Consider the following 22,647-nt stretch of genomic DNA (forward strand, 5'->3'; position numbering starts at 1 on the left):
GGCTAAAAGCCCTGTGCGCAACGAAAGCCGGAAAAGATTTGTAGATCAAAGGGATTGACCACGCTGTTGGCCTGTAGCTGGAAACTGGCGCTGTAACCGCCGCCGCCAAGACGCAAGCCAAAGACCTCTGGCAGGGCCGTCGGTGTCAATTGTCCGTCACCGATCAGCCGCAGAATGGCCCATGAGCCAGTCACGGTCCGGATGGCCTCTGGCCCGCCTTCAAGCGGGACGAACGAGAGCGAAATCATGTTTGTGCCGTTGGGTCCGGGCCATGTCATCGGCTGTGCTGCGGCGTTGGCGTGGAAGTAGCTGAGTGTCTGGCCGTCAACATTCAAAGTTACACGCGATGCATTGGGGCTCAGGTCGTCTGGCACCAGAATGAACCCGATAACTGGCCCCGCGCCGCCAGGGAAAAGCGCGTTGCGGATCGCGCGCGCGTTCTCAAAGGGCGCCAGCGCCTCGGGTGCCAATCCGAAATCGGCACGCCAGGACCAGGGTCGGGTATCGGTGTTCACATATTGCACGAGGCTGTTTTCGATGAAGCTGTCGATCATGCCGCCCGCTCCAAAGAGGCGGGAAAAATCGAGGATATTCACGTCGATCCTGCTGGATTGGTCAAAAGGATACCGCCCCTGCGTGGCCGAGGTGCAGAAGGGCAGTACGTCGGCGCGCCATTTGGCATTCAGCTGTGCGACGATGGCGTCACGGGTCACCGCAGTGGTGTCGCCAGCGATGCCGGTGATCCAGTCGTCAATAGGGTCAGGCAGGATCGCAGCTTCGTTGGCGATGGCTCCGGTCAGAACTGGAAGCCCACCAGATGACAGGAGTGCCGCTTGGGGGTTCGGGCTTGCAGAAACGACCTGCAACTCGTTTGACAAGGCGACCAATGCGGCGGTCGTGTCGGTCAGTAGCGGGGGTTGCCCATCCACTTCTGCAATCGCGGCACGCAAAGGCTTGAAATGTTCTGAGACGCGCGCGCCGCTCAGTGCCTCAACTGCGCGTTCGCCGCCCAATTGGCCAGAGAGGCCGGTATTTTTGCCAAGCCGCGTTAGGCCTGCGAGGCGGCGCTGGGCAGCGGCAAGGACTGTTTCTGTCGCAGCATCCTGTGCCATTTCGCCTTGCGTTGGGCGAGCCAGATCAGTTTCAGCCACGACAGCTGTGAGCAGCCGCTGGAGCGAGGAATCCGCTGATGACAGATCACGCAGGTTTCGGCTGGCTGTTTGCAGATCGGTGATCGGGGCAATGCGGATATCACGCAGCAGGCTGTCCCATTGTGCGATGAATTCGTCATAATAAAGCTTGATGATATCCGCTTCGATACTGGTTTGCGAGGCATCCGCGCTTTCCGCACAACCGCCAGCAAAGACAGTGCGATCCACGGCGGCTTGCACCGCGACGCTGCCAATGCGCGGTGCGACGGTTTGGTGAAAACCGGCATAGGTAAAGGCACCCGGCAAGCCCACGCGCAGGGTCTTGTCCGACAAGCGGGTAAAAGTCTCAGCCCCGTTAGGTCCGACATGGGCCGCAGGGGTCCATTCGGGCAACGCCGTTACAGCCGGATCGCTGAGCAGCGCGCGATAGGCCCGCACGCTGATTGGGATCGAACAGACGCTTTCAAGTGCGGCTGTCACCAGAACAGGGTCGGGTTCCGGCCAATCCGTCGACAGCGCCATGACGTTGATCGCCTCGATCTGATAGTCGCGTGCTTCCGCGTCGGGAAACGGATCAATCGGTGCGTAAAGCGGTAGTTGATCCTGCCACCAACCCGTAACGAACGCATCGTCAAAGGGGGCTAGCCCGGTCATCATCTGATAGGTCTTGAGCGCACCCAGCAAGTATTCGGGATCGCGGATGCGCCGCCACATCGTCGCCTCAAGCAGTGCGACCATGCGGGGCCGCAGGATATGATCAAGGCCGCGTTCATACGCGATAGTCTGGGCGTGCATCCGTTCTGCGCTGGCAGTGGGGCCTATGGCGGCAAGGAACCCCGAAGGCTCGCCCGCACTGGCGCGCGAGACCTCGCCCATCGCATCCAACGCCAAGGGCAGGTCAAGCGGGTCGGTTGGTGCCTGACGAGAGGCCACGTTTGACAGGCGCGCAGTCAGCCCCGTGAGCGTATCACCATAGGCCGCAATGGCGCGGCCTTGCTGGATGTAGGAGCCCAGAAAGACGCCCCCTGCGACAACCGTTGCTACGCAAGCCGCCGCCAGGGTCCCACGCCAAATCCAGCGCCGCCGCTCTTCTGATTTGGCATCAAACGTGCCAAGCCCTGCTTCTGGAAAGATCAGATCGGTCAGCAGGTTGCGCAGGAAGAATGACCGTTTATCGCCAAAGTGCCGTGCACTGAGCGTTGGTTGGGGCAGGCCAAAGTTAGCAGCTACACTGCCTACCAGTACATCGACAGGCGAACCTTCTTGCGTGGCAGAGGTGAAATAGAACCCGCGCAGACGTGCGGGATCGTCAAAGCGGCTTTCGCCAAAGACGGTTTCGATTAACTGCTTCAGCGGGCGGGTCAGCGCGTCAAGCTGGGCCGGAAAGCGGAACGCCGCTGCGCGATCCGCAACAGGGATATCATCGGCGACCCGGTTGGTCGTGCGGTGTTCAAGCGTGGCCAGCAGGGCCTTCATTTCTTGCTCAACAATGTCGCCATCTATGCGTGCGCCCACGGGCAAGGTCGCTCCCCACACTTGTTCGCGTTCGCGGGTCGATAGATCGTTGAAAAACGCCTCGAACCCCACAATCAGGTCGGCCTTCGTAATCAGCAGATACACCGGCAGGTCGATCCCAAGTTCTTGGCGCAGCTCGGTCAGGCGTTTGCGGATTTGGCGTCCGTTTTCGCGCAACTCCGCCTCGCTCTCGGTCAGTTCATTCACTGAAAGTGTCAGGATCACACCGTTGAGTGCACGCCGTCCCCGGTGCTTTTTCAGAAGTCTCAGAAACCCGAACCATTCGGTTGAATCGACATCCGGGTCGCTCTTTTGTTCGACATACCGTCCGGCAGTGTCGATCAGAACCACATCTTCGGTAAAGAACCAGTCGCAGTTGCGCGTCCCGCCGATCCCTTTCAGATCATCCGTCAGATCAACCGGGAAATGTAGACCGGACTGGCGCAGGGCGGTGGTTTTGCCGGTTCCCGGAGGCCCCACAATGGCATACCAAGGCATGTCGCGGACAAATTTCCGCCCACCCAGCTTTGAGCGTTTCATCTGCTCCAGCACGCCTTGGAATTTCTCATGCACCTCTGCGACGTTCTCTTCGCCCGGGGCGGCGGGGGGCGGCTCTGCGGGACCTGCCAGTTCGGTGACGAACATGCGGTTCGCGCGTGCTGCACGCAATTGCCGCAGCAGGACCGACACCAACCATGCGATCACGATCAGCCCGATCAGGATGATGCGGGCGATGGGGGTGGCCAACGGCACGACCGTGCCAAATTGCAGCAGTGCACCATAGAACCAGATCACCAGACAGATCAGCGTAATCCCGATCAGCGTCCAAAGCAGTCTGGAAAACAAAAGACCGAAGATGGCTTTGACAATGCGCATGGATCAGACCTTTTTGGCGATGATGATTTCGACCCGGCGATTGCGCGCCCGGCCTTCACGAGTAGTATTGTCGCCGATGGGTTCAGTCGCGGCCTTGCCGGATGCGGTGACCAGATCCGCCGCGACCCCGGATGCGATCAGCAGATCGGCAATTGTCTGCGCGCGCGCCTCGCTGAGCCCCTGATTGGTGGCAAAGGGATTACTGCGCTGGACGGGGACACTATCGGTATGCCCGATCACCGACACACCGCCAATGAATTCGCCGTTTTCGATGATCACCCGTGCCATTGCGGCGATCAGATCAAGGTACTCTTCGTTCACATCTGCCTGTGCTGAACGGAAGACCTCTGGGTCGGTTGCCTGAACTGCGATGACAACAAGCGAAACATCCTCTCGCCCTGTCAAGGCGGGCAGATCCTCGGGCGGGGCCGCTTCTGCAAAAAGCGGCAGCATCTCAAGTGATACGGTTTCCAGTACGATTTCAGGCACAGGCTCGGTGTCGCGTACCGGGCGAAAGATATCGGCGCGTTCCGGTGGGGGCAGGACACTTGCCAGCGCATAAAGCCGTTCTGACTGACCGGTCAGCCGCATCGAAAGCCCCACATAAATGCCTAGTATCAGTACGGCTGCGATGATCACAATGGCCCAATGCGGAACGGCAAAGGCCTGTTTTTCCTCTGGCGCATCCACGCCTTTCCAATGCGGCGAAAGCGGTTTGTCGTCGGCTTCTGCATCGCGCAGATGACGGGCCATCTGCGCGCGCAGGCTTGTCAGCTCACTCTCGCCACGGCTCCCGGTGACGCGGTGCATGCCGCGAAAACCAAACGAGAGGCACATAAACACCAGTTCCAGCATATCGCGGTCCCGGTCGGGAAAGCGCAGCAACTCATCCGTGCGGGCAAAGAAACGTTCGCCAGCATCAACATCGCCGTAAAGTGTGGCCGTCAGCGGTTGGCGCGGCCAGGACGATTGTCCGCCCCACGGCGTGTTCAGCGCGATATCGTCCAAAAGCGCGGCGACAAACCAGCCTGCCTGATCGGCGCGTGACAAGGCGACGCCAGATGAAACTGCCCGGTCGCGGGCGTATGTCACATTGTCCAAAAGGCGCGCGCGCAGTGTTTCGGGGTCCTCAACAGCGGTGGCGGTTTCCAGTTCGGGGGCGAGCCCCAAAAGCAGCGAAAACGCCCCGATTAGCGGGTTGTCACTTGCCCGCGACTGGCGCATCCGCGCCGAGGTATCAGCCATTTGCGCTGTCCGCGCCTGTGCTTGCGGCGTGGGTGCACGAGCGGCGGCCTTGGCTGGCCTGATCCGGGTTCGCCCGGCGTCTGTTTCCAGACCAAAGGGGTCGTCTTTTGTCATCGTTTCACCGCGTAGCAATCAATCAGCGGCGGCTTGTCCAACTTGCCTGCAACGCCGATCACAAATCCGGGCGCATCGGCCAGTTTCGCCCAATGGTCTGAATTGCGATCCAGTTCGAGGCACAGCCTGTCCCCATCGTAGGGGATTTCGCGTGGTTGCGAATGCAGTGGCTTCAACGGGATGCCCGTCAGCTTGGATTTCCACAAAGCATCGAATTCATCTGCAGATCCAATCGTGGCCTGCTCAACAAAAATCTTGCGCAGCATTTCTTCCGACATCTCGCCGCCCACACGCAGCACGATGCGGCTGTTGTTGATGATATCTGCGTTGTCGATGCGTACCGTCCAGACATTTTCGGCGTGGTTGGCCACCTGAAGCGTTTGGCTTTTGACCTCAACATGTCGCAAGGACAGGATCAGCGACCGCAGTGTATCTGCGATGGCGGCAAAGCCCGCCTGCGGGTCATCATGGGCATAGGCCGGTAATTCAGACATGCGCCGCGAAGAGCTGCCAAAGGTTGCCATGCGCCCGGCTAGTCCTGCGAGTTCAAAGAATAGCTCAGACGGGTGGAACACATCCTGTGTCATCATATGGGCAATGCGCGGATGGGCAGTATTGGCAAGCTCAAGGATCAAGAGGTTCTCGACCGACGCACCGGCACCGCGCATCACGATATCGCCATGCGCCTGCCTGATCCGATCCAGCCCGGTCAACACCTCTTGCAAAAAGGTGGCGTACCAAGGGCTAGCAGCCGTCACCAGCGCAGGTGGTAAGAACGCGGCATCAAGGGCCACTGATCCATCGGCATGCAACCCGTTGATGCGTGCAATGGGCATGCAGCTATAGCCGTCTGTCGCAACGTCAGGCAGGAACAGCCGGGGGGCAAGGCGTGCGACTTCAATCTCGGCAGGGTCAGCACCGCCTTTGATTGTGTCGCGGACGGTGGCGATCTGGCCCAGATAGCGGGCACCGGCGGGGCCACTGCTTTCGGGGTCGATTGTGGATGTACCCGCTTGTGTGGCCGGAATACCCAACATCACAAGCCCCGCATTCGTGCTGGCTGTGACGGCTGCCGCCTTCAAACCGGTTGTCATGTCCGGCAGCGTGAATGATGTTCCATCGGGAAAGATGCCTTGCGCCGCAGTCAGTCCGATCTGTCCGGCCTGAATGGCTGCCTCATCCAGCGCGAGATGGCGAAAGCCAAAATTTTGATGTGACGCGGCCAGCATCGCCCCACGGACGAGGGCATCGGTATGGCGGTCTTGTTGTTGCAGGTGTTGCGGGCGCAGGAACAACCCTTCGGACCAGACAACTTTATTTGCGTCACTCATGTGGTGCAGGCCTTTTTTACTTATGAAACGGACAATCCAGCGGAACTGACCATGATGTTAACAGATACGTCACCCGAGGCGGGCAGGGCCGTGGTTGTGCGGAAGATCTTGCCGCTGGCATCACGGAAACCGGCTACAATCCCAAGCGCTGTGGCCCCGGCCACGACAGGGATATCCAGCGTGCCACTGCCACCGGGGGACAGCACCAGTTGATCGCTGCGCAGCAAGGTGGCCCCAAGGGCCGTTTCAGGGTCCTGCAATGATAGCACATCGGCCCCGTCAAAGGCATCGGTGGCGTTGAGTTCCAGCAGGGTGACTGTCAGAGGCCTGTCGGCCCCGTCCGGTCCGGGGTTGGCCCCTGCGGCCATGCTGGCGGATACGCTGATTGTGCCGGGCTGTTCTGCGCCGCAGGCGGCAAGACCCGCTGTACTGATCCCTGCGATGATGAGTGTACGCCGTGTGATAATCATCCGTGTTTCTCCTCATTATTGCCTTCATAGGCGTCGCGAAAATTCTCGCCGACTTCACCCAGAAACCGCTCTTCAGCAGCGCGGGCGATGTCCTGATACCGCTCTTCATAGGCACTCCAGAGTTGCGCGCTGCGCCCCCCGGCCAAAAGCGCCTCGATCATGCCGCTATCTGCCAATTCAGTCTCGATCTGTTTGGGATCAAACTGGTCGATCATCCGTCGCAGCGCCGATTGCAGCGCTTTCCATGTGCGCACCTGATGGTCGGCCAAATCGCGGTAGGCCCCATTGATGGCTGCCGGACCATCAAGATAACCGGGCCGGTTGTTGTCCAGCATCATCGCGATTGCGTCATCTGCGGTGGCCAAGAATTTCAATGGGTTCACATCCGCGCTGGAAATCAGCGTTTGCGCCACGCGTACCTGTTGTTTTTCCGAAGCCCGCGCGCGCAAAAGATGCATGACACCTTCGACCAGATAGCGGTACTGGGTGCCGATGGCCTCCATCTGGGCCTCAGGATCATCGGTTTGCATGTGGTCTGGGTCAACGCCCATACCGCGCAGGAGCGCAGCGCGCAGGAGCGCAGCGCGCAGGGCCGTGTCATTTTTAGTTGAAGCTTGAGGTGGGGGTGGAGGTGGCGGCGGCGCGGTTGCCTGCGGCACTGGTGCCGGTTCGCGGGCTGGTGCCTCGGGTTGCAAAGGTGCAGCAATAGGTGCGTCAAAGAACCGATTGCCGGATGGGGTGGGCGTGTCATCCTGCGGCGGCGGCAGATCAAGCCCAAACGGATCATCCATATCCAGCGGTTTGGGCGGCGTGTTGTCTTGTGCAGCGGCGGCCTGTTTGGCTGTGCTTTCGGCAAAAGGATCAAAGGGCGGCGGCAGCGTCTCCGGGCGCTCTGCCTGCGCAGGTTCTGACGCCGGGGTTGGCGCGGCGGCAAAGGTGAAGCTTGCGTTTAATTGGCCCGACGGCTGTTTCGCGCTGTCCTGCGCGGCCAGATCCACGCGAAAGACGAAGTCGCCCATGCGTAGCCGCATCCCATCAGTCAGCACGACAACATTGCCCGTGCCAAGCGGCTGTTCAGCACCATCCACAAATGTGCCGCCTCGGCTGGTATCTGTTGCCGTCAGTTGCCCGTCGGTCAGCGCAATCACACAGTGTTTGCGGCTGAGATACATATCAGGATCGTCCAACTGCCAATCCGCGTCCTCACCTCGTCCGATCACGACGCTATTGGTGCTGAGCGCGTAGCTCATCCGCGTTTGCGGTCCTGGTGTGGTTTCAAGGATAAGCTGTGCCTGTGTCATGCAGCGGCCTTTTTGTCTGCGGCATCGGCCAGCGTCAGATCATCGGCATCGCGGTCGCGTTTGGGTTGGATCCATGTAGTCGCCCCCAGCCGGCAGTCGCCCAATCGGGCGGCAGGAACCTCGGATGCGGCCAACACCAGACGTATACGGAACGAAATGTCATGCCCCGCCGCAAAGAGGATCGCATGATGCAGTTTATCGCGTGTGTCGGGGTCATCCAGCAGCGCTAGAAACTGCGTGTGGGTCAGTGGACCTAGCCGAAGCTCGGCGCGGTTCTGGCGCGAAAAGCTGCGTGCGCCGACGACAGCGCTTTCGCCCAAACCGCTGTAAGCCATACCAAGACGCGATTGGAGCGGTTGGGGGATGTCATCCCAATGGCCCACGAATTGCTGCAAAGCGACTGGCACACCGATGGCATCTGTCAGATAGCTTGTTAGCCGCTCCGGGCTATTGATGTGCTGGGCCAGTGTCGTGGCGTGGCGCAGTTTGGCAGTGTCATGGGGCGGGGCGCTGGTGCCCTCCATGCCAAGCCCGGCAAGGCTGTTCAGGATCGCCATGCTGGGTCCGCCACCTTTGTGACTGACGTGAATTTCGGCCCGGGCGTCGGCCCAGGCGCGCCAATATAGTGCGATTAAGCGATGTTGCAGCACATCGGCAAAGTCCTTGAACGCGGTATCCGAGGTGACGCCATCAGTATCACCGGCAAACCAACGGTTCGACAGTCGCGCCATGACCCAGCGGGTCAGGTAAAGCGGCATTGGTCCTTCGGGCCCCAAAAGCCCCAGCACATTGATGGCAACTTTGGTCTGTGGACCGGTTGTCATGTCAGCCACATCCGTGGTGGCAAACGACAGCCGCACGTGCTGGCCGAGGCGCGCTGGTTCGTCACCGGGGCCGCCCTCGCGTCCAAAACGACGACCATCGACATCCTCTATCGCGCGCAAGAGCGCGAAGAAATCCGAACGTCCTGCGTGTTGGCTCAGCGCAGTCAGATCATCGCGCGATTGCCGAGCGTTAACGGCCATGTCACCTCCTGTTGTGATCCGGTGAGCCTGGTCTTGATGCGCACGACCGCATTGATCGCTGCTTGACGGCGCAAAAGCTGTGCCAGCAGAGCCGACATCAACAGCTGGCTGTGACCGCTCAGTACGCTTTCGTCGATGTCCAGCGTGATCCCGGTGCCATGCCCGAAACAGATAGGCCCTTTGATAGGCAAGCGTTCAAAGACGGGGCCTGAACTGACGCCGCGCAGGGCCTGCGCATGGCGGGTCAATGCGGGATCGCCGCGGTCTGCATAAAGCGCCAAAAGCGTGCGCAGCGGAGCGGCATCGGTGCCTTGTTCGGCAAGCGACAGTTGGTTGAGCGACAGCTGGCTGATCCAGCGCCATGCCAGTTCATCGCGCCTTGCATCATCGGCACCCGTGGCGGGCAGGACTGCCTGCAAACTGCTGCGGGGCCGCTTGATGGCCTGCAACAGGGTGATCGTGCCGACAGGCGCACCGGAGTCCAGCGTCAGAACTGGCGTGTCATCAAGTATAGCCAGATCGCGATTGGTGCAAAGCGCTCGGATATCCAGCCGGCGCACCGGCGGGCCACTGCGTTTTGAGCCATCATGGCTGAGGGCGATAAAGACATTGTCACCAGCATAGCTGGTGCGCATCTGGCCACGGCGGACCTCATCTTCGCCGGGGTGGCGGGCCTGCCGTTCAACGCTGTAGGATATCCTGCTGGCATGGCTGCCTTGGGCTGCAAAGATGGAAGGGATCTGCGCCTGCGGGCCATCGTTTTCGATGTCTTCGACCCGCAGCAAACGAAACACCTCGTAATCCAGAGGCCGGGTTCGGTCCGGGTGAACAACATGTGCTGCGCGGCCCGGATCAAGATCGACGACGTTACACTCACGCTCAAAGAGGTTCACAATCGGCGTCACGAAAAGCTGAAAATCGGCGGCGGAAAGATCGGCAAGGTCTGGCTGGGTCTCATCCAGCAGGATCAGGACTTCGACGCTATCGCTGGCGTCCGGTACCACCTGTTGCAGATCATGCAGGCGCATATAGTGGAACCGCTCTGGCATCAGGAAGTATTCGCGGATCAGGCCATATCCTTGAAAGGCCGGGCGGACCTGCGGCAAGAGCGTTTCATCGGGGGCGATACCAACCATGCTGTGATTGCCAAGGCGCTGGAATGGGGCGTCGCCACTGCGCGCCATCACGGCAGTGCCATGCCCGTGGATCGCGTCAAATAGCTGCCCGCCTCGCGCCTTTTGACCCAAGTAAAGATCAAGCGTGTCGAGTTTCAGTGTGTTCAGCGGCGTTGGTCCCGCGCTTTTCAAGGTCAACCGAATACCAGCAGCAGGTCTGTCGCCCACCCCGTCGGGTAGACCAGCGGCCCGCAACGCGCCAATGTCTTGCAGATAATCGGCGACGGCAATCTTGATCGGCCAAAGCTGCACATCCTGTGCGGTGGTATAGGTGGCCCGCGTGGTCAGCCCATCGCGCAGCCCCGAGATCATCCGCGTGCCGCGGTCCACAGTAAAGCCGCTGACCATCCCTTCTACCTGGTCGCCGGGTTCCAGCTGGGCCAGCGACATCGCGGGGGCAGGCGCCACCATATCAGGGTAAAGCGCATCAAGCAGGTTGCGCACATGACGGCTGCTTTCGGCATCGACCTTGAGCCGGGTGCGTGCCGCCAAATAGGCGACACCTTCCAGCAAGCGTTCGACATATGGATCGGGGCAGGGGGTGGTGTCGAGTGACAGGTTGCGCGCCACACCGGGATGCAGGGCCGCAAAATCGGTGGCCATGTCACGAATGTGTTCCAGTTCGCCTTCGTAATAATGCAGAAAGGTGCGATCCATCAGTCATCTTCCAACACGGTGGCGGCGGCGCCATTATCAAGATCTATCGTGGTCGATAGTTTCAGCCGCTCAGGCGTCGGCGAGAGCATCAGCGTGGCATCGACGGTGATTTTCATGCCGGTCTTGTCGTTCAGATCAATGTTGACCTTGATGGTGTTGGATTTCAGTCGCGGCTCAAAAATCGTCAATACCTCGCGCAGATCGCGGGCGAGGGCGGTTTTGTCAAAATCGGATCCGCTGCGCCCGGCAAAGGAAGGCACGCCATAGTTGATCACACTGCGGCGCACATGTGGAAAATCCGCCAGCAGGCTGGCAGGTGTTTCGATCATCAGGGCCTCTTGATCGGTCATCAGCGTATTGGCTTCCATCCTTTCGATATTGAACAGGGTTTCGATGTCGCGGCGCACGGCCTCGCGCAGCACATCGCGGGTTACAGTGATGCCACTGGCCTCAAGCGCGCTGCGGCGCTGCATGTTGGTCTTCAGCAGATAAAGCTGCCGTTTGGTATCCTCGCTCAGCGTTGTATCAGCCGAGGCCGCCCGCCCGCCATCATCCAGCAGGGCCCCCAGTTTGTCAGCACCGCCCAGCTCTTTGACAAGTTGGCGGTGCTGGCTTTCGATCTCAGCCTCAAGACCGGGCAGATCGTTCACCAGACGGTCCCAAAACGACGGCTGTATTGCCTCGCTTCGGGCAACAGGCACGGTGCCCGATCCTACGCCTTGATTCATGCGTTAGACCCCGGCGACGATATCGAATTCGATCTCGTGCTCGTCTCCGGCGGAGTGATCATCGGCCTGAACAGTGTAGACCATGTTGACGGATTCAAACGATAGCGCCAGACGTTCTGTCACGACGTCGCTGTCTGAATCCTCACTTTGGTCTGCGTCGTCATTCAGCATCTCATACGTCGTGACAATGCAGTTGGTCATCTTAATCGTGAGATAATCCAGATGCGCGTCTCCAGAGTCCTTGCGTAGCGCCAACGTCGCCTCCGGAATCGATTTGCCCTGCATGCATGCAAGAGCAAGATAAGGCGATGAGGCATCGACTTCCTTGTAACAAGTCAACGATGACACCTGCGCTCGTGACTGGGTTCTCCCGCTGCCGCGCGCTGAAGAACTGCCCTGCGAGATATTCCAATGAATGTCATGCACATCAATTTCACCCTCGTGATCCGCACGTTTGGATTCGCCGGGGATATCGTCAATTTTTAGATAGCCTGTCAGTGGCATTTCAATGTCCTTTCAGTTCAATTTAAGGTGGCAAAAGCCCTATTCAGGAGCTTTTGACCGATGGCAATTCCGAGACGAGCCGTAGTGACGCGTTGATGCCTTCCAGCTGATAATGCGGTCGTAGGAAGAAGCGGGCATTGTAGTAGCCGGGCCGTCCTTCGACGCTGTCGACCTGTACTTCGGCTGCCGCAAGTGGGCGCTTGGCCTTGGCCTTGTCATCGGCCATTGCGGTATTCGCCAGCACGTAGCGATTGATCCATTCGGACAACCAGACCTGCATATCCGCGCGTTCCTTGAACGTGCCGACCTTGTCGCGGGCAATCGCCTTGAGGTAGTGCGCAAAACGGCTGACAGGGAAAAGGTAGGGCAGGTTGGCCGACAAACGTTCATTCGCCTGCGCATCAGGATCAACAAGCCGCCCCGCGCGGGTTTCATCGTCTTGCAGGCTGTGCGCGCCAATGAATGCTGCAGTATCAGTGTTCTTGCGGTGCAGGATCGGCATCATGCCCAGCTTGGCCAGTTCCGCCTCGCGTCGGTCATCAATGGCAATCTCGGTGGGGCATTTCATCGCCACCGATCCATCATCGGTAGGGAAGGTATGCACCGGCAGGTTCATCACGGTGCCGCCGGATTCAACACCACGAATCTGTGTCCCCCAGCCATAAAGCTTGTGACTGCGGTTGATGTTCACGCCCATCGCGAATGCGGCATTCATCCAGACATAGTTGTCATGCTTAGCGTCGATCTTTTCTTCAAAGCTGAAGCCTTTGACTGGCACCGTCTCGGCACCATAGGGCAGACGGCCCAGCACGCGCGGCATCGTTAGCCCAATATAGCGGGCGTCTTCGCTCTCACGCAGGGATTGCCAACTGGCATAGTCTGGCGACGACACGATTTGCTCAAGGTCTTGCGGATTGGGCAGTTCCTGCCAGCTATCCATACGGAACAGTTGCGGTGCGGCGGCGGCGATAAAGGGTGCGTGCGCCGAAGCACAGATACCCGACAGGTTACGCAGCATCGCGACATCCTTGGGCTTGTGCGAAAACTCATAAGCACCAACGATGCAGCCGAAAGGTTCGCCACCGAACATTGAGTATTCGTCAGAGTAGACCTTTTTGAACATATCGGCCTGGTCCCACATCTGGCCTTCAAAATCCTCCAGATGATCAGCAAGTTCGTCCTTGGTGATGTTGATCACCCTGATTTTCAGCTTTTGGTCGGTTTCTGTGTTGTTGATCAGGTAATGAAGGCCGCGCCATGTGCCCTCCATCTCGCGGACTTCAGGGGCGTGCATGATTTCATTGACCTGATCGGTCAGCATACCGTCGATGCCCGCGATCAGCGACTTAATCGACTTGACTGCATTGCCGGAAATCGTGGCAGAGCCAGACCGGTCCTTGGCTGCAACAGCCAGGTTTTGTACCAGCGCCTGAAGCTTGTCGGTTTCGCTTTCCTTGACCCGGAAATCCTTTTCCAGCAGCGACGAAAACTCGCCCAGATCAAGCGTTTCCGCTTCTTTGCCTGCGTCTTGGGTTTCTGTCTCGGCCATGATCAAGCCTCCCCTTTTTCTTCATTTGCCTTCATTGCAGCCTCGGCCGCTTCGGCCAGAAGCGGTTCATTGGCCAATAGCTGTGCAATGCGTTTTTCGGCATCAACCTTGCCGTCCATGTAGCCCAGAAGTTCTTCAAGCTGCTGGCGCATCTTAAGGAGCTCGGCCAGCGCGGGCACCTGTTCGGCCACCTTGTCAGGGGCGAAGTCGGACATGGATTTGAACGACAGATCGACGAAAAGCTCCTCGTCTTTTTCTTCACCGTCGGCGACAGGTAACGTGTTGGGCACACGCGCCTTCACCCGCGGTGACAGCGCCTCCATGAATTTGGGAAAACGGCCTGCATCGGTTTCGACGAATTTGCGATCGCCAAGTGCTTTTTGGGCCTCAGGCGTTTCGGACTTCCCCGCCAGATCGGCCATCACGCCCATCACGAATGGCAACTCGATTGTTGTGGGGCTGCCGTAATGTTCAACGTCATAGGCGATCTGCACCCTCGGGGCGCGGTTGCGTTCGATGACCTTCTGTTTGCTGTCTGCCATAATACGATACTTTCCTTAACTACTTGCTCTTGTTGTCTTGCACGCCAGCGGCGCTGCGAAATTCCTTCATGCCGCTCGGGGCGACCTCGGACATCAGTTCCATGAAATCCATATGCACCATGCGCTGCACCCGACGCGCCAGATGCGGGATCGGGCTGGAGGGTTCGGTGCGTTCGTAAAACGCGATGATCTGACCCAAGGCGCGTTCAACATCATTGCGTGAATTGATCTCGCCCGGGGTGCCGGACGGCGCGTCGGGCTGTACCGCTTTGGCAGCAGCAGGGGGTGCTTCTGCCGCGCTGCTTTGCTTGGGTTCAGCGACATCTGTTTCGACCATCCCCGTCTCCATCATTGTTTTTGCGCGTTCCAGAAACTGCGTCAGCTCTGGAAAGCTGAGACCGGTTCCGTTGGACAGACCCGCCTTGTCCGAGAAGTTGGCCTGCAGCGTTGTTAGTCCGACCTGTGCATCGGCCACGTTCTGCTTCAGTGACGCCGCCAGATCAGGTTGTTCAGTTGCCACGGCGCGACAGGCGGCGGTTACGCGGTTTTGGTTCGCTTCATGGGCGCTGCGCAGGCGCTCCTGCTCGGCTTTGCCGAGGCCGGAGGGCGCGTCATTCATCGCCTCGAATTCGGTCAGCGCCGCATCGCAAAGATTTTGCCCCGTGATCATCCCGATGCCCGGCAATGTCAGAACTGGGTTCATCTCCAGATCGCCCAGCAGACCGTTGTCGTCGTTCTCAAGCTGCTTAAGGCTGTTGATCCGCCGCAGCGCCGCCTGTTTGGGATCGTCACGTTCGCGTAAAAGCGGATGCAGGGTGTCCCAGTGTTGGTTCAACGTGTCGTTGATCAGCCCCAGACCAGCCACAAGACCTGCCAGCCCGTCTTGGTTTGCGAGCGCACGTACTACCACTACAAGCAGACGCAGATCACGCCCGGTCTTTGCCAAAGCAGCACAAGCATCGAACACAGCAGCCCAGTCAACATCAGCGGCAGCGGGTGGTCCGTCTCCATCGGTTTGCACGCGCGCATCGCGGGCGGCAGGTGCGAGCATCCGCTCGATTGCGTGGAACTCCGGCTCGTTTCGCAGGTCAGTCCCCGAAGGTGCCGCAGCGTCAATCACGCTATGGAAGCCATCCAGCTTCATCAATCAAACCTTAAATAAATCGTCTTTAATATCCGGTGAGTTTCACACAGGAAATTGATTCTGACAAATTTTAACCACAATTGGGCTTTCAGGGCCGCGCGTCGATGATCGCTGAAGCCACGCCAATTATGTTATCAGGGTTCTGTGCGAGGATTGCTTCAAGCGCTTGGGCGGTCGATGCGACACTCTCGGATGTTGGCCTGCGTCCGGCAAAAAGCGGGGCCCGTGACAGGATCGCGATGATTTCGCTTTTGTCGTAGTCTTCGTCGGTCACGCGAATTGCCAAATTTCTGTTATCGTTCGTAAATTCTTCAATCGTATGAAGGGCGCGGATACGGTAAATGCCGTCGCTTGGGGTAGCGAGACGGTTTATTTGGCTATCTTCGTTGTGGATATTTGGCACCACGTGAAAGACGGACCCATCCGGGTTGACCGCCATCACCCACAGGGCGCTGGCCCCATACCGTTCGGGGATCAGCACATCGACTACGGGGTTTTGACCAGTGGTGAAGACACCTGATAGATTGCGTGCGCCAGTCTCTCCATTTGTCAGCGCAAGAGTGACGATATTGTCCGGAACGGTCACCAGCGCCTGCCGAATCGTGCACAGTTCAGGGTTCAGAATCTGCGTGGCGAAAGTGATGGGGCGGTCACCGACAAGCGGGGTCAGCCGGGCGGTCACTGCCGCGCTCGTTTCTGCCAAGGCAAGGTTGCCTGTCACGGTGATCGGATCGCGGGGGCCAAAATTACCATCGGTCGCCCCCTCGACACCGAGCGGTCCGCAGTCTGCGATCTCATTGAGCGCGGGGGTGAGCGCTTCGGTTGATAGCGACAGCGGGCCAGCCGCCAGATCAGTGCTGATGCGCCATCCATTGGTGGTGGCAAATTCATCCAGTGTGTCTTGCAGCGCGGATTTTGCCGCCACATCAGCGGTCAGACCGGAGAGCGTCGCGCTGCGATCTGCGATTGCAAGCTGCGCGGCTTCCAAACCGGCAATCTGCTGCATCAAAGCCAACGCTTCACTTTCCCAATCGCCCTCTGGCAGGCCAGTGGCGAGGGTTATCTCGCCTGTGGGTGGCCGGCCAAAGCCCTGCGTGATCGCGGCGCGGAACCTGTCGCTGCTTGCGGCGGTAGGGGCATTGCCCGTCAAAACAGGTGCCGCACCGTCTTCAAACGCAAGAGCAAGCACATAAGGGTTCGCCTGGGGCAAAGGAGGTGTTCCCAATCCGCCAAACGCCCCGCCCAGCCAAGCAGCAGCAAGCCCGGCCACTGCAACGCCGCCTGCAATCAGCGGCCATCGTCCGCGGGGTTTCGAACCCTCGTTTTCATTGGTTTCCTTATCATCATCCGGGCGCAGCAAAGCGCCAATTTGTTGGGCCAGTACTGCCGCATCAGCAGGCCGGTTGGCCGGGTCTGGTGCCGTGAGTGCGTCAATCACACCGCGTAGCGGTTCGGGCACCCCATCGGTATCAAGGGCGGCCTGCTTGCGGCGGACAATCTCGCCCGGGGTGGCGCCCAGAAACGGTGTTTCGCCACGCCAGGCTGCCAGCAACGTGGCCCCCAATGCATAAAGGTCCGATTGGGGATCAACATGACCATCCAGTTGTTCCGGGGCCGAATACTCGTACTTACCGGCAAATTCTGACCCAACGATCGTGCGGGCGCCTACGGCGGTGTCCTTGGCTATTCCGAAATCAATAATCGTGGCTTTGACCGGGTCGCCATGGCGCAGGATAATGTTGTCCGGGGACAGATCGCGGTGGATAATACCTTGGGCATGGGTCGCCACCAGACCCTCGGCCACACCATGCCCGATGATCAAAAGCTCGCGCGGATCCATCCGGCGCTCTGTCATCACCTCGCTCAGGGCCGGCCCTTCGACGTAATCCATGACCAGAAAGACATGGTCATCATCCGACATCGAACATTCGGTATAGCGCACCACGGCGGGGTGCTGAATGGCGCGCATTTCCTCTTCACGCTTCATCAGTTCGATATAGTCGGCGTTGCCGGAAAACTGCCGGTTCAGCGCTTTGACTGCGACCAGCCGTTCGGTGATTTTATTGCGCGCGCGGTACACTTCACCGGTGCCGCCGCGCCCCAGAATTTTGTCGATTTCATAGGTGTTATTCAGCACCTGTCCGACGCTAAAAATATCCCCGGGGAGCGGTTGGGTCATCGCATTCGTCCACTAAATAAGGGCCGGCATAAATCAAAAATGTCGCTTTCTGTTCATATTTAGGATAGGCTAGTACGTGATCAGGCGCGACTTATTTTTGCTTGGCGCATTTTTTGTAGTTTGATTTTTTATGGGGGGCGGATGCATTGGCCCAAAGTGGATCGTCCGAAACCGTCAAGCGAAAAGAGCTTGTCGGCAAGCTGAATCCGGTGTGTCTGAAGGCCTTCTCGGCTGCTGCCGGGGCGGCCAAGTCCCGTGGGAACCCTTACGTTGAATTGGTCCATTTCATTCAGGCATTGATAGCCGAGGATGGATCGGATTTTGCACTTTTGTTGCAAGCCGCAGAGGTCGATCAAGGCACGCTTGAGGCTGACCTGACACGCGCGCTTGATGCCTTGCCGCGCGGCGCGAGTGCCGTGGAAGAGTTCTCGGATCACCTGTTTCACGCCATCCGTGACGGATGGAATATGGGGCAATTGGATTTCGGCGATGAGACGGTCCGGTCCGCCTATTTGCTGCTGGCAATGCGCCAGACGCCGGTGCTTGAGTCGCTTCTGTTTCGCATTTCAACCGAGTTCGACAAGGTGGATGCCGGTGCGATGTCATCGCAGCTTGATGACTTGCTGGCGGATTCGATTGAAGGGCAGACGGCAGCACCCGGGCCGCAAAAGGTAGCACCCGGCGGTCAATCCGCACTGGACCTTTACGCCACCAACATGACTGCGGATGCCAGTGATGGCAAAATGGACCCTGTCGTTGGCCGTGATCCTGAAATCCGCCAGATCGTTGATATTCTGATGCGCCGCCGCCAGAATAATCCGATCCTGACCGGTGAGGCTGGCGTCGGTAAAACCGCTGTCGTCGAAGGCTTTGCCCAGCGGCTGGTGCGCGGCGATGTTCCGCCTCAACTGCGCAATGTGGCGCTGCATATGTTGGATGTCAGCCTAATGCAGGCCGGGGCCTCGATGAAGGGCGAGTTTGAAAAGCGCCTGAAGTCCGTAATTGACGAGGTGCAAGCCTCTCCCACGCCGATCATTTTGTTCATTGATGAAGCGCATACACTGATCGGGGCAGGGGGTGCGGCCGGCACTGGTGATGCGGCCAATATCCTCAAACCTGCCTTGGCGCGGGGTGAATTGCGGACCATCGCGGCAACCACATGGGATGAATACAAGCAGCACATCGAAAAAGACCCTGCACTGACCCGTCGTTTTCAGGTGGTCAAAGTCGAAGAGCCCAGCGTTGAAAACGCGATCCGCATGTGTCGCGGTGTGTCCGGCGTCTTGGAAAAGCACCATCAGGTTGAGGTTCTGGATGAGGCAATTGCGGCGTCAGTTGAGCTGTCACACCGCTATATCCCGTCCCGACAATTGCCCGACAAGGCCATCAGCCTGCTGGACACCGCCTGCGCCCGCGTCGCGATCTCTCAGCATGCCACGCCGGGGGCGGTTGAGGATCTGGAGCGACGCGCGACCGCGTTGGAGTTGGAGTTGACGATCGCCGAACGCGAGGCCGGCATCGGGATCGACACTGCGCAGCGGATTGAAGGCATCAATGCCGAGCTGGATGAAACCCGCAGCCTGCTTGAGACCGAAAACGACCGCTGGGCGGCGGAAAAGGCGCTTGTCGCTGACATCATCGGTTTGCGCGCGAAACTGCGTGAAACCGGTGCGCCGATTGAGGGCGAAGATGTAACAGAGGCAGAGGACGACGTCGCCGCGTTGAACCCCGCTGAACACAGCGCTCTGATGGATGACCTACAAGCGAAAATGGCCGAGTTGACGACGGCGCAGGGGGAAAGCCCATTGATCCTGCCATCGGTCGATATGGCTGCCGTGACATCCGTGGTGCAGGATTGGACCGGCATTCCCACGGGTCGGATGATGGCCAGTCAGGCCGAACGCGCGCTGGAACTGGTGGATACCATCCGCGCCCGCGTTACAGGGCAAGACCATGCGGCCAGGATGATCGCCGCGCGCATCCAGACCTCTTATGCGGGGCTATCGCCGCCGGAAAAGCCAATGGGTGTTTTCATGCTCTGCGGTCCGTCCGGTGTGGGTAAGACCGAAACGGCACTGGCTTTGGCTGATATGTTATATGGCGGTGAACAGAACCTGATCTCGATCAACATGAGCGAGTTTCAGGAGGCGCATACCGTCTCAACCCTCAAAGGTGCACCACCAGGCTATGTTGGTTATGGCAAGGGCGGCATCCTGACCGAGGCTGTGCGCCGCAGACCCTATTCTGTGGTGCTGTTGGATGAGGTGGAAAAAGCGCATCCAGACGTGCATGAGATTTTCTTTCAGGTCTTTGACAAGGGCATGATGGATGACAGCGAGGGGCGGCGCATTGATTTCAAGAATACCCTGATCCTTCTGACATCAAACGTCGGGTCGGACGAGATTATGGCGATGACCGAAGAGGGCACCGTTACACCCGATTTGGACGAACTCACATCGGCCCTTCGCGCACCATTGCTGAAGGTGTTCCCGGCGGCCTTGCTCGGACGGCTTGTCACCATCCCCTATTATCCGCTGTCCGATCAAATGATCGAGGTGATTGCCGATCACAAACTGCGCGCAATCGCGGGCCGCTTGGCGAAGCAATATGAGGCAGAGCTGGTCATCGGCAAAGGCGTGCACGAGCTGATCAAGGCCCGTTGCACAGAGATAGAAAGTGGTGGTCGCATGATTGACGCGATACTTACAAACACGTTGCTGCCGGAACTCAGCCGCCAGTTGCTGCATAAGGCGCTGGATGGCGGGGTGATTACACGGGTCGAAGTTACAGGCGACGACACCGGCTTTGCCTACCATTTTGAATAGGGGCAGGTTGGCGCGTCAGTATTCAATCAAGAAAGCATTGTCATCATTGCTGGGGTCGACAGCAACCCGGCAGGCCGTGCCATTGTGCGTTCTGTTGCAAAGAACGACTGCTCTGCCTGAATAGCTGTGAGGGTTTCATTTCGGGTGAAGCAGCGGCTGAGGTGCTTGTTACAGCGGAAACGGTGGGCGGTTTGGTGCTGGCAGGGCTGGCGCTGCCGGGCGAATAGTTACGTATTCACGATGTGTTCGACAAATATGAACTTGATTTACCACTGCGTGGGGCGACCGCGCCACCGCCAACTGAAACGACCGAGAGTGTTGGCAGCGCCGTAACAATACGCAGTCATTTGTCCTGTGCTGCGCTCACACAGAATTTGGTGCATTAAAGGTTCTCTTGGCCAAGTAAGGGTCGGTTCCAAAAAGGCAGAATTCAGTCGAACTTGTCGTGCAAAAAATTGCGCCATCCAAAAGCAGCGATGCCGATGCCGACCGCAGCAAGCAAAGAAGATACCCCAAAGACGCCGACCGTATCAAGAAGCCACTGCAGAATTGGTTGCAACAGTTGTATCGGAAAGTCCTGTACTAAGGCACTTGTGCCAGCATGGCCAATTTCGCGGGACAACAATGCATACAGCCTCGGCACTGCAAGCAACAGTACCATCTGCCCTATGCCCACAAAGAGAACTCCCAAGAGAATGTCGTTGAGTTTCGCTTGTGATTGCACATCATATGCGTCGCGGGACTTCATAAAATCATACCTCACTAAGGCAACACGCAAGTCAGTCGTGATGCTGAACAACGGCGGACACTGTTGGATCTCGTCATTCCGATTTGCTTGGCAACACCGCTTTTAGGCGCTTCTTTAGGTTGTCTCTTTCTCTTTCGAGCGCCGTGACGCGGTCTTGCTCAATGTTGCGTTCGACCCGTGATTGTTCCACGCGGTCCTTCCAATACTGCACATCAGTCTCTGTCACCCCCACCTGCGCGGGGCCGCCGAATTTCCACAAGAGCCAGCCAAGCACCAAGCCCAGAAGAAAGGTGGCTGCCAAGTAGGCGAGGATCAAAACCAAAGGTGTAAACATGATGACTCCATCTCAAAAATAACGATGCGGGGCATGCGGTTAGCCCTGCTCCCAGTCAAAAACAATACGTTGGTTTTGTGACTGACCTTCACTTGTCGCGTTATCAGCAATGGGTTCGCTTCCACCAAAACCAACGGCACGTACAGACCGCGCCGGAACGCCGTTGTTGACCAGAACATCACGGACAGCCTTCGCGCGTCCGTCGCTGAGCAACAGGTTAGCGGCTACCCCACCAGCGTCACCCGTGTGCCCCTCAATCTCAAGCGTAAGGTCATCTTGCGCGCAATCAGCCGCAATGACTGCGAGATCTTCAAGCGACGCGATTGACGCTGCGGTGATCGTCGCCGTGCCATCCTCAAAACTGATCTGCCGTGCAGTGAGTACCGCATCTGTTTGTTCTTGGCAGCTAGCTACCGAGGAAGGCGCTGCGGTTTGCATTCTTGACATAAGCCCTGCGATGATAGCGTCACGCCGATCAACTTCATCAGACAGGCCGGACGCTTCAGATGTCAGCGTTTCAAGCTGCGCCCGAAGATCTTCGATTTCGGCTGTCAGGCCGGTTGCTGTTTGCACTTGCACTGTTGCCATTTCGGTCAGAAGGGCAATGCGTTCGTCCGCTTCAGCTAAGGCTGCCGCGTTCTGGTCCGACTGCGCGTCTGCCTGCGCCACGTCACCGGGCGGTACTTCACCCGCGGCTGCTTCAATTGCTGCCAGTTGCTCAGAAAGCGCATCACGCTCTTGTTGCAGCTCGGTGATTGTCACTTGCAACGCGGCTATTTCGTCTTGTCCTGCCGCGATCGCGTCATTGAGGGCCTGTGTTGTATCTTCACTATCCCTGCTTTCAATTTCTGCCATCAGCGCTGCAAGATCTTGCGTCAACGCGTCTTTGTCTGCGGCTAAGGCTGAATTTTCCGCCTCGATGTCACTCACGCGCTGCATGACCTGATCACGCTGAGACAGAAGTGCATCACGTTCGGCGACAGCAGCTTCGAAAGCGCTGGTTTGGTCAAGGTTCTCTGCCTTAAGATCATCAATTGTCTTATTGAGAGTTGCGGCTTGTTCATCAAATGCCGCGCGGCTGGCTTCAATTTGTGCGTTGGCTTTTTCCATTTCAGCAATGGCATCTGCTGATGCAGAAGAAGCAATTGCCCCTGGAATGGACTGCGCAGCGCCATAAAAAAGCAACGCCGTCAAAGCCACGACGCTCAGGATCAGTGGTAGTCTCATTCGCGCA

Annotated in this window: 17 protein-coding genes; 1 reads left to right on the top strand and 16 read right to left on the bottom strand. The window is 58.4% G+C overall.

What is annotated here, in order from left to right:
* Positions 1-2: 2 nt before the first annotated feature.
* The 13 genes from tssM to MWU60_RS01075 form a co-directional block, all read right to left on the bottom strand.
* A complete protein-coding gene (tssM, locus tag MWU60_RS01015; RefSeq protein WP_247225184.1) occupies positions 3-3,542 on the bottom strand; it encodes a type VI secretion system membrane subunit TssM in 3,540 nt (1,179 codons plus the stop codon).
* Between the two features lie 3 nt (positions 3,543-3,545).
* Complete coding sequence (gene icmH, locus MWU60_RS01020) at positions 3,546-4,901, bottom strand: type IVB secretion system protein IcmH/DotU (protein ID WP_247225185.1); 1,356 nt, start codon at positions 4,899-4,901, stop codon at positions 3,546-3,548.
* Positions 4,898-6,232, bottom strand: a complete 1,335-nt coding sequence (tssK, locus tag MWU60_RS01025; RefSeq protein WP_247225186.1) for a type VI secretion system baseplate subunit TssK — start codon at positions 6,230-6,232, stop codon at positions 4,898-4,900. Before tssK ends, icmH begins: the two co-directional genes overlap by 4 nt.
* 20 nt (positions 6,233-6,252) lie before the next feature.
* Complete coding sequence (tssJ, locus tag MWU60_RS01030) at positions 6,253-6,702, bottom strand: type VI secretion system lipoprotein TssJ (protein ID WP_247225187.1); 450 nt, start codon at positions 6,700-6,702, stop codon at positions 6,253-6,255.
* Positions 6,699-8,003, bottom strand: a complete 1,305-nt coding sequence (gene tagH / locus MWU60_RS01035; RefSeq protein WP_247225188.1) for a type VI secretion system-associated FHA domain protein TagH — start codon at positions 8,001-8,003, stop codon at positions 6,699-6,701. The genes tssJ and tagH overlap by 4 nt, the downstream gene beginning before the upstream one ends.
* Positions 8,000-9,028, bottom strand: coding sequence for a type VI secretion system baseplate subunit TssG (gene tssG, locus MWU60_RS01040; protein WP_247225189.1), 1,029 nt, complete (start codon positions 9,026-9,028; stop codon positions 8,000-8,002). The genes tagH and tssG overlap by 4 nt, the downstream gene beginning before the upstream one ends.
* Positions 8,992-10,860: a type VI secretion system baseplate subunit TssF gene (gene tssF / locus MWU60_RS01045; protein ID WP_247225190.1), complete on the bottom strand. Its 1,869-nt coding sequence runs from the start codon at positions 10,858-10,860 to the stop codon at positions 8,992-8,994. Before tssF ends, tssG begins: the two co-directional genes overlap by 37 nt.
* Positions 10,860-11,588, bottom strand: a complete 729-nt coding sequence (gene tssE / locus MWU60_RS01050; protein ID WP_247225191.1) for a type VI secretion system baseplate subunit TssE — start codon at positions 11,586-11,588, stop codon at positions 10,860-10,862. Before tssE ends, tssF begins: the two co-directional genes overlap by 1 nt.
* Before the next feature lie 3 nt (positions 11,589-11,591).
* Positions 11,592-12,092, bottom strand: coding sequence for a type VI secretion system tube protein Hcp (locus MWU60_RS01055; protein ID WP_247225192.1), 501 nt, complete (start codon positions 12,090-12,092; stop codon positions 11,592-11,594).
* A gap of 43 nt (positions 12,093-12,135) precedes the next feature.
* The gene (gene tssC, locus MWU60_RS01060) at positions 12,136-13,641 is read right to left on the bottom strand and encodes a type VI secretion system contractile sheath large subunit (protein ID WP_247225193.1); all 1,506 of its coding nucleotides are present in this window, start codon (positions 13,639-13,641) and stop codon (positions 12,136-12,138) included.
* 2 nt (positions 13,642-13,643) lie between these two features.
* Entirely contained in the window at positions 13,644-14,183 is a 540-nt protein-coding gene (tssB, locus tag MWU60_RS01065) for a type VI secretion system contractile sheath small subunit (RefSeq protein ID WP_247225194.1), read from the bottom strand.
* Between the two features lie 19 nt (positions 14,184-14,202).
* Entirely contained in the window at positions 14,203-15,327 is a 1,125-nt protein-coding gene (gene tssA, locus MWU60_RS01070) for a type VI secretion system protein TssA (RefSeq protein ID WP_247225195.1), read from the bottom strand.
* Positions 15,328-15,415: 88 nt separating this feature from the next.
* Entirely contained in the window at positions 15,416-17,506 is a 2,091-nt protein-coding gene (locus MWU60_RS01075) for a serine/threonine-protein kinase (RefSeq protein WP_247225196.1), read from the bottom strand.
* Positions 17,507-17,652: 146 nt separating this feature from the next.
* On the opposite strand from MWU60_RS01075, the gene tssH reads away from it, so the two are divergent.
* Complete coding sequence (tssH, locus tag MWU60_RS01080) at positions 17,653-20,331, top strand: type VI secretion system ATPase TssH (protein WP_247225197.1); 2,679 nt, start codon at positions 17,653-17,655, stop codon at positions 20,329-20,331.
* Between the two features lie 430 nt (positions 20,332-20,761).
* On the opposite strand, the gene MWU60_RS01085 is transcribed toward tssH, so the two are convergent.
* The 3 genes from MWU60_RS01085 to MWU60_RS01095 form a co-directional block, all read right to left on the bottom strand.
* The gene (locus MWU60_RS01085; RefSeq protein ID WP_247225198.1) at positions 20,762-21,079 is read right to left on the bottom strand and encodes a hypothetical protein; all 318 of its coding nucleotides are present in this window, start codon (positions 21,077-21,079) and stop codon (positions 20,762-20,764) included.
* A gap of 73 nt (positions 21,080-21,152) precedes the next feature.
* Positions 21,153-21,413 carry a hypothetical protein gene (locus MWU60_RS01090; protein WP_247225199.1) on the bottom strand — a complete coding sequence of 87 codons (261 nt, stop codon included), beginning with the start codon at positions 21,411-21,413 and terminating at the stop codon, positions 21,153-21,155.
* Positions 21,414-21,452: 39 nt separating this feature from the next.
* Positions 21,453-22,640: an OmpA family protein gene (locus tag MWU60_RS01095; protein ID WP_247225200.1), complete on the bottom strand. Its 1,188-nt coding sequence runs from the start codon at positions 22,638-22,640 to the stop codon at positions 21,453-21,455.
* Positions 22,641-22,647 lie beyond the last annotated feature (7 nt).

The organism is Yoonia sp. F2084L (assembly GCF_023015625.1).
In the GTDB taxonomy this organism is placed as follows: domain Bacteria; phylum Pseudomonadota; class Alphaproteobacteria; order Rhodobacterales; family Rhodobacteraceae; genus Yoonia.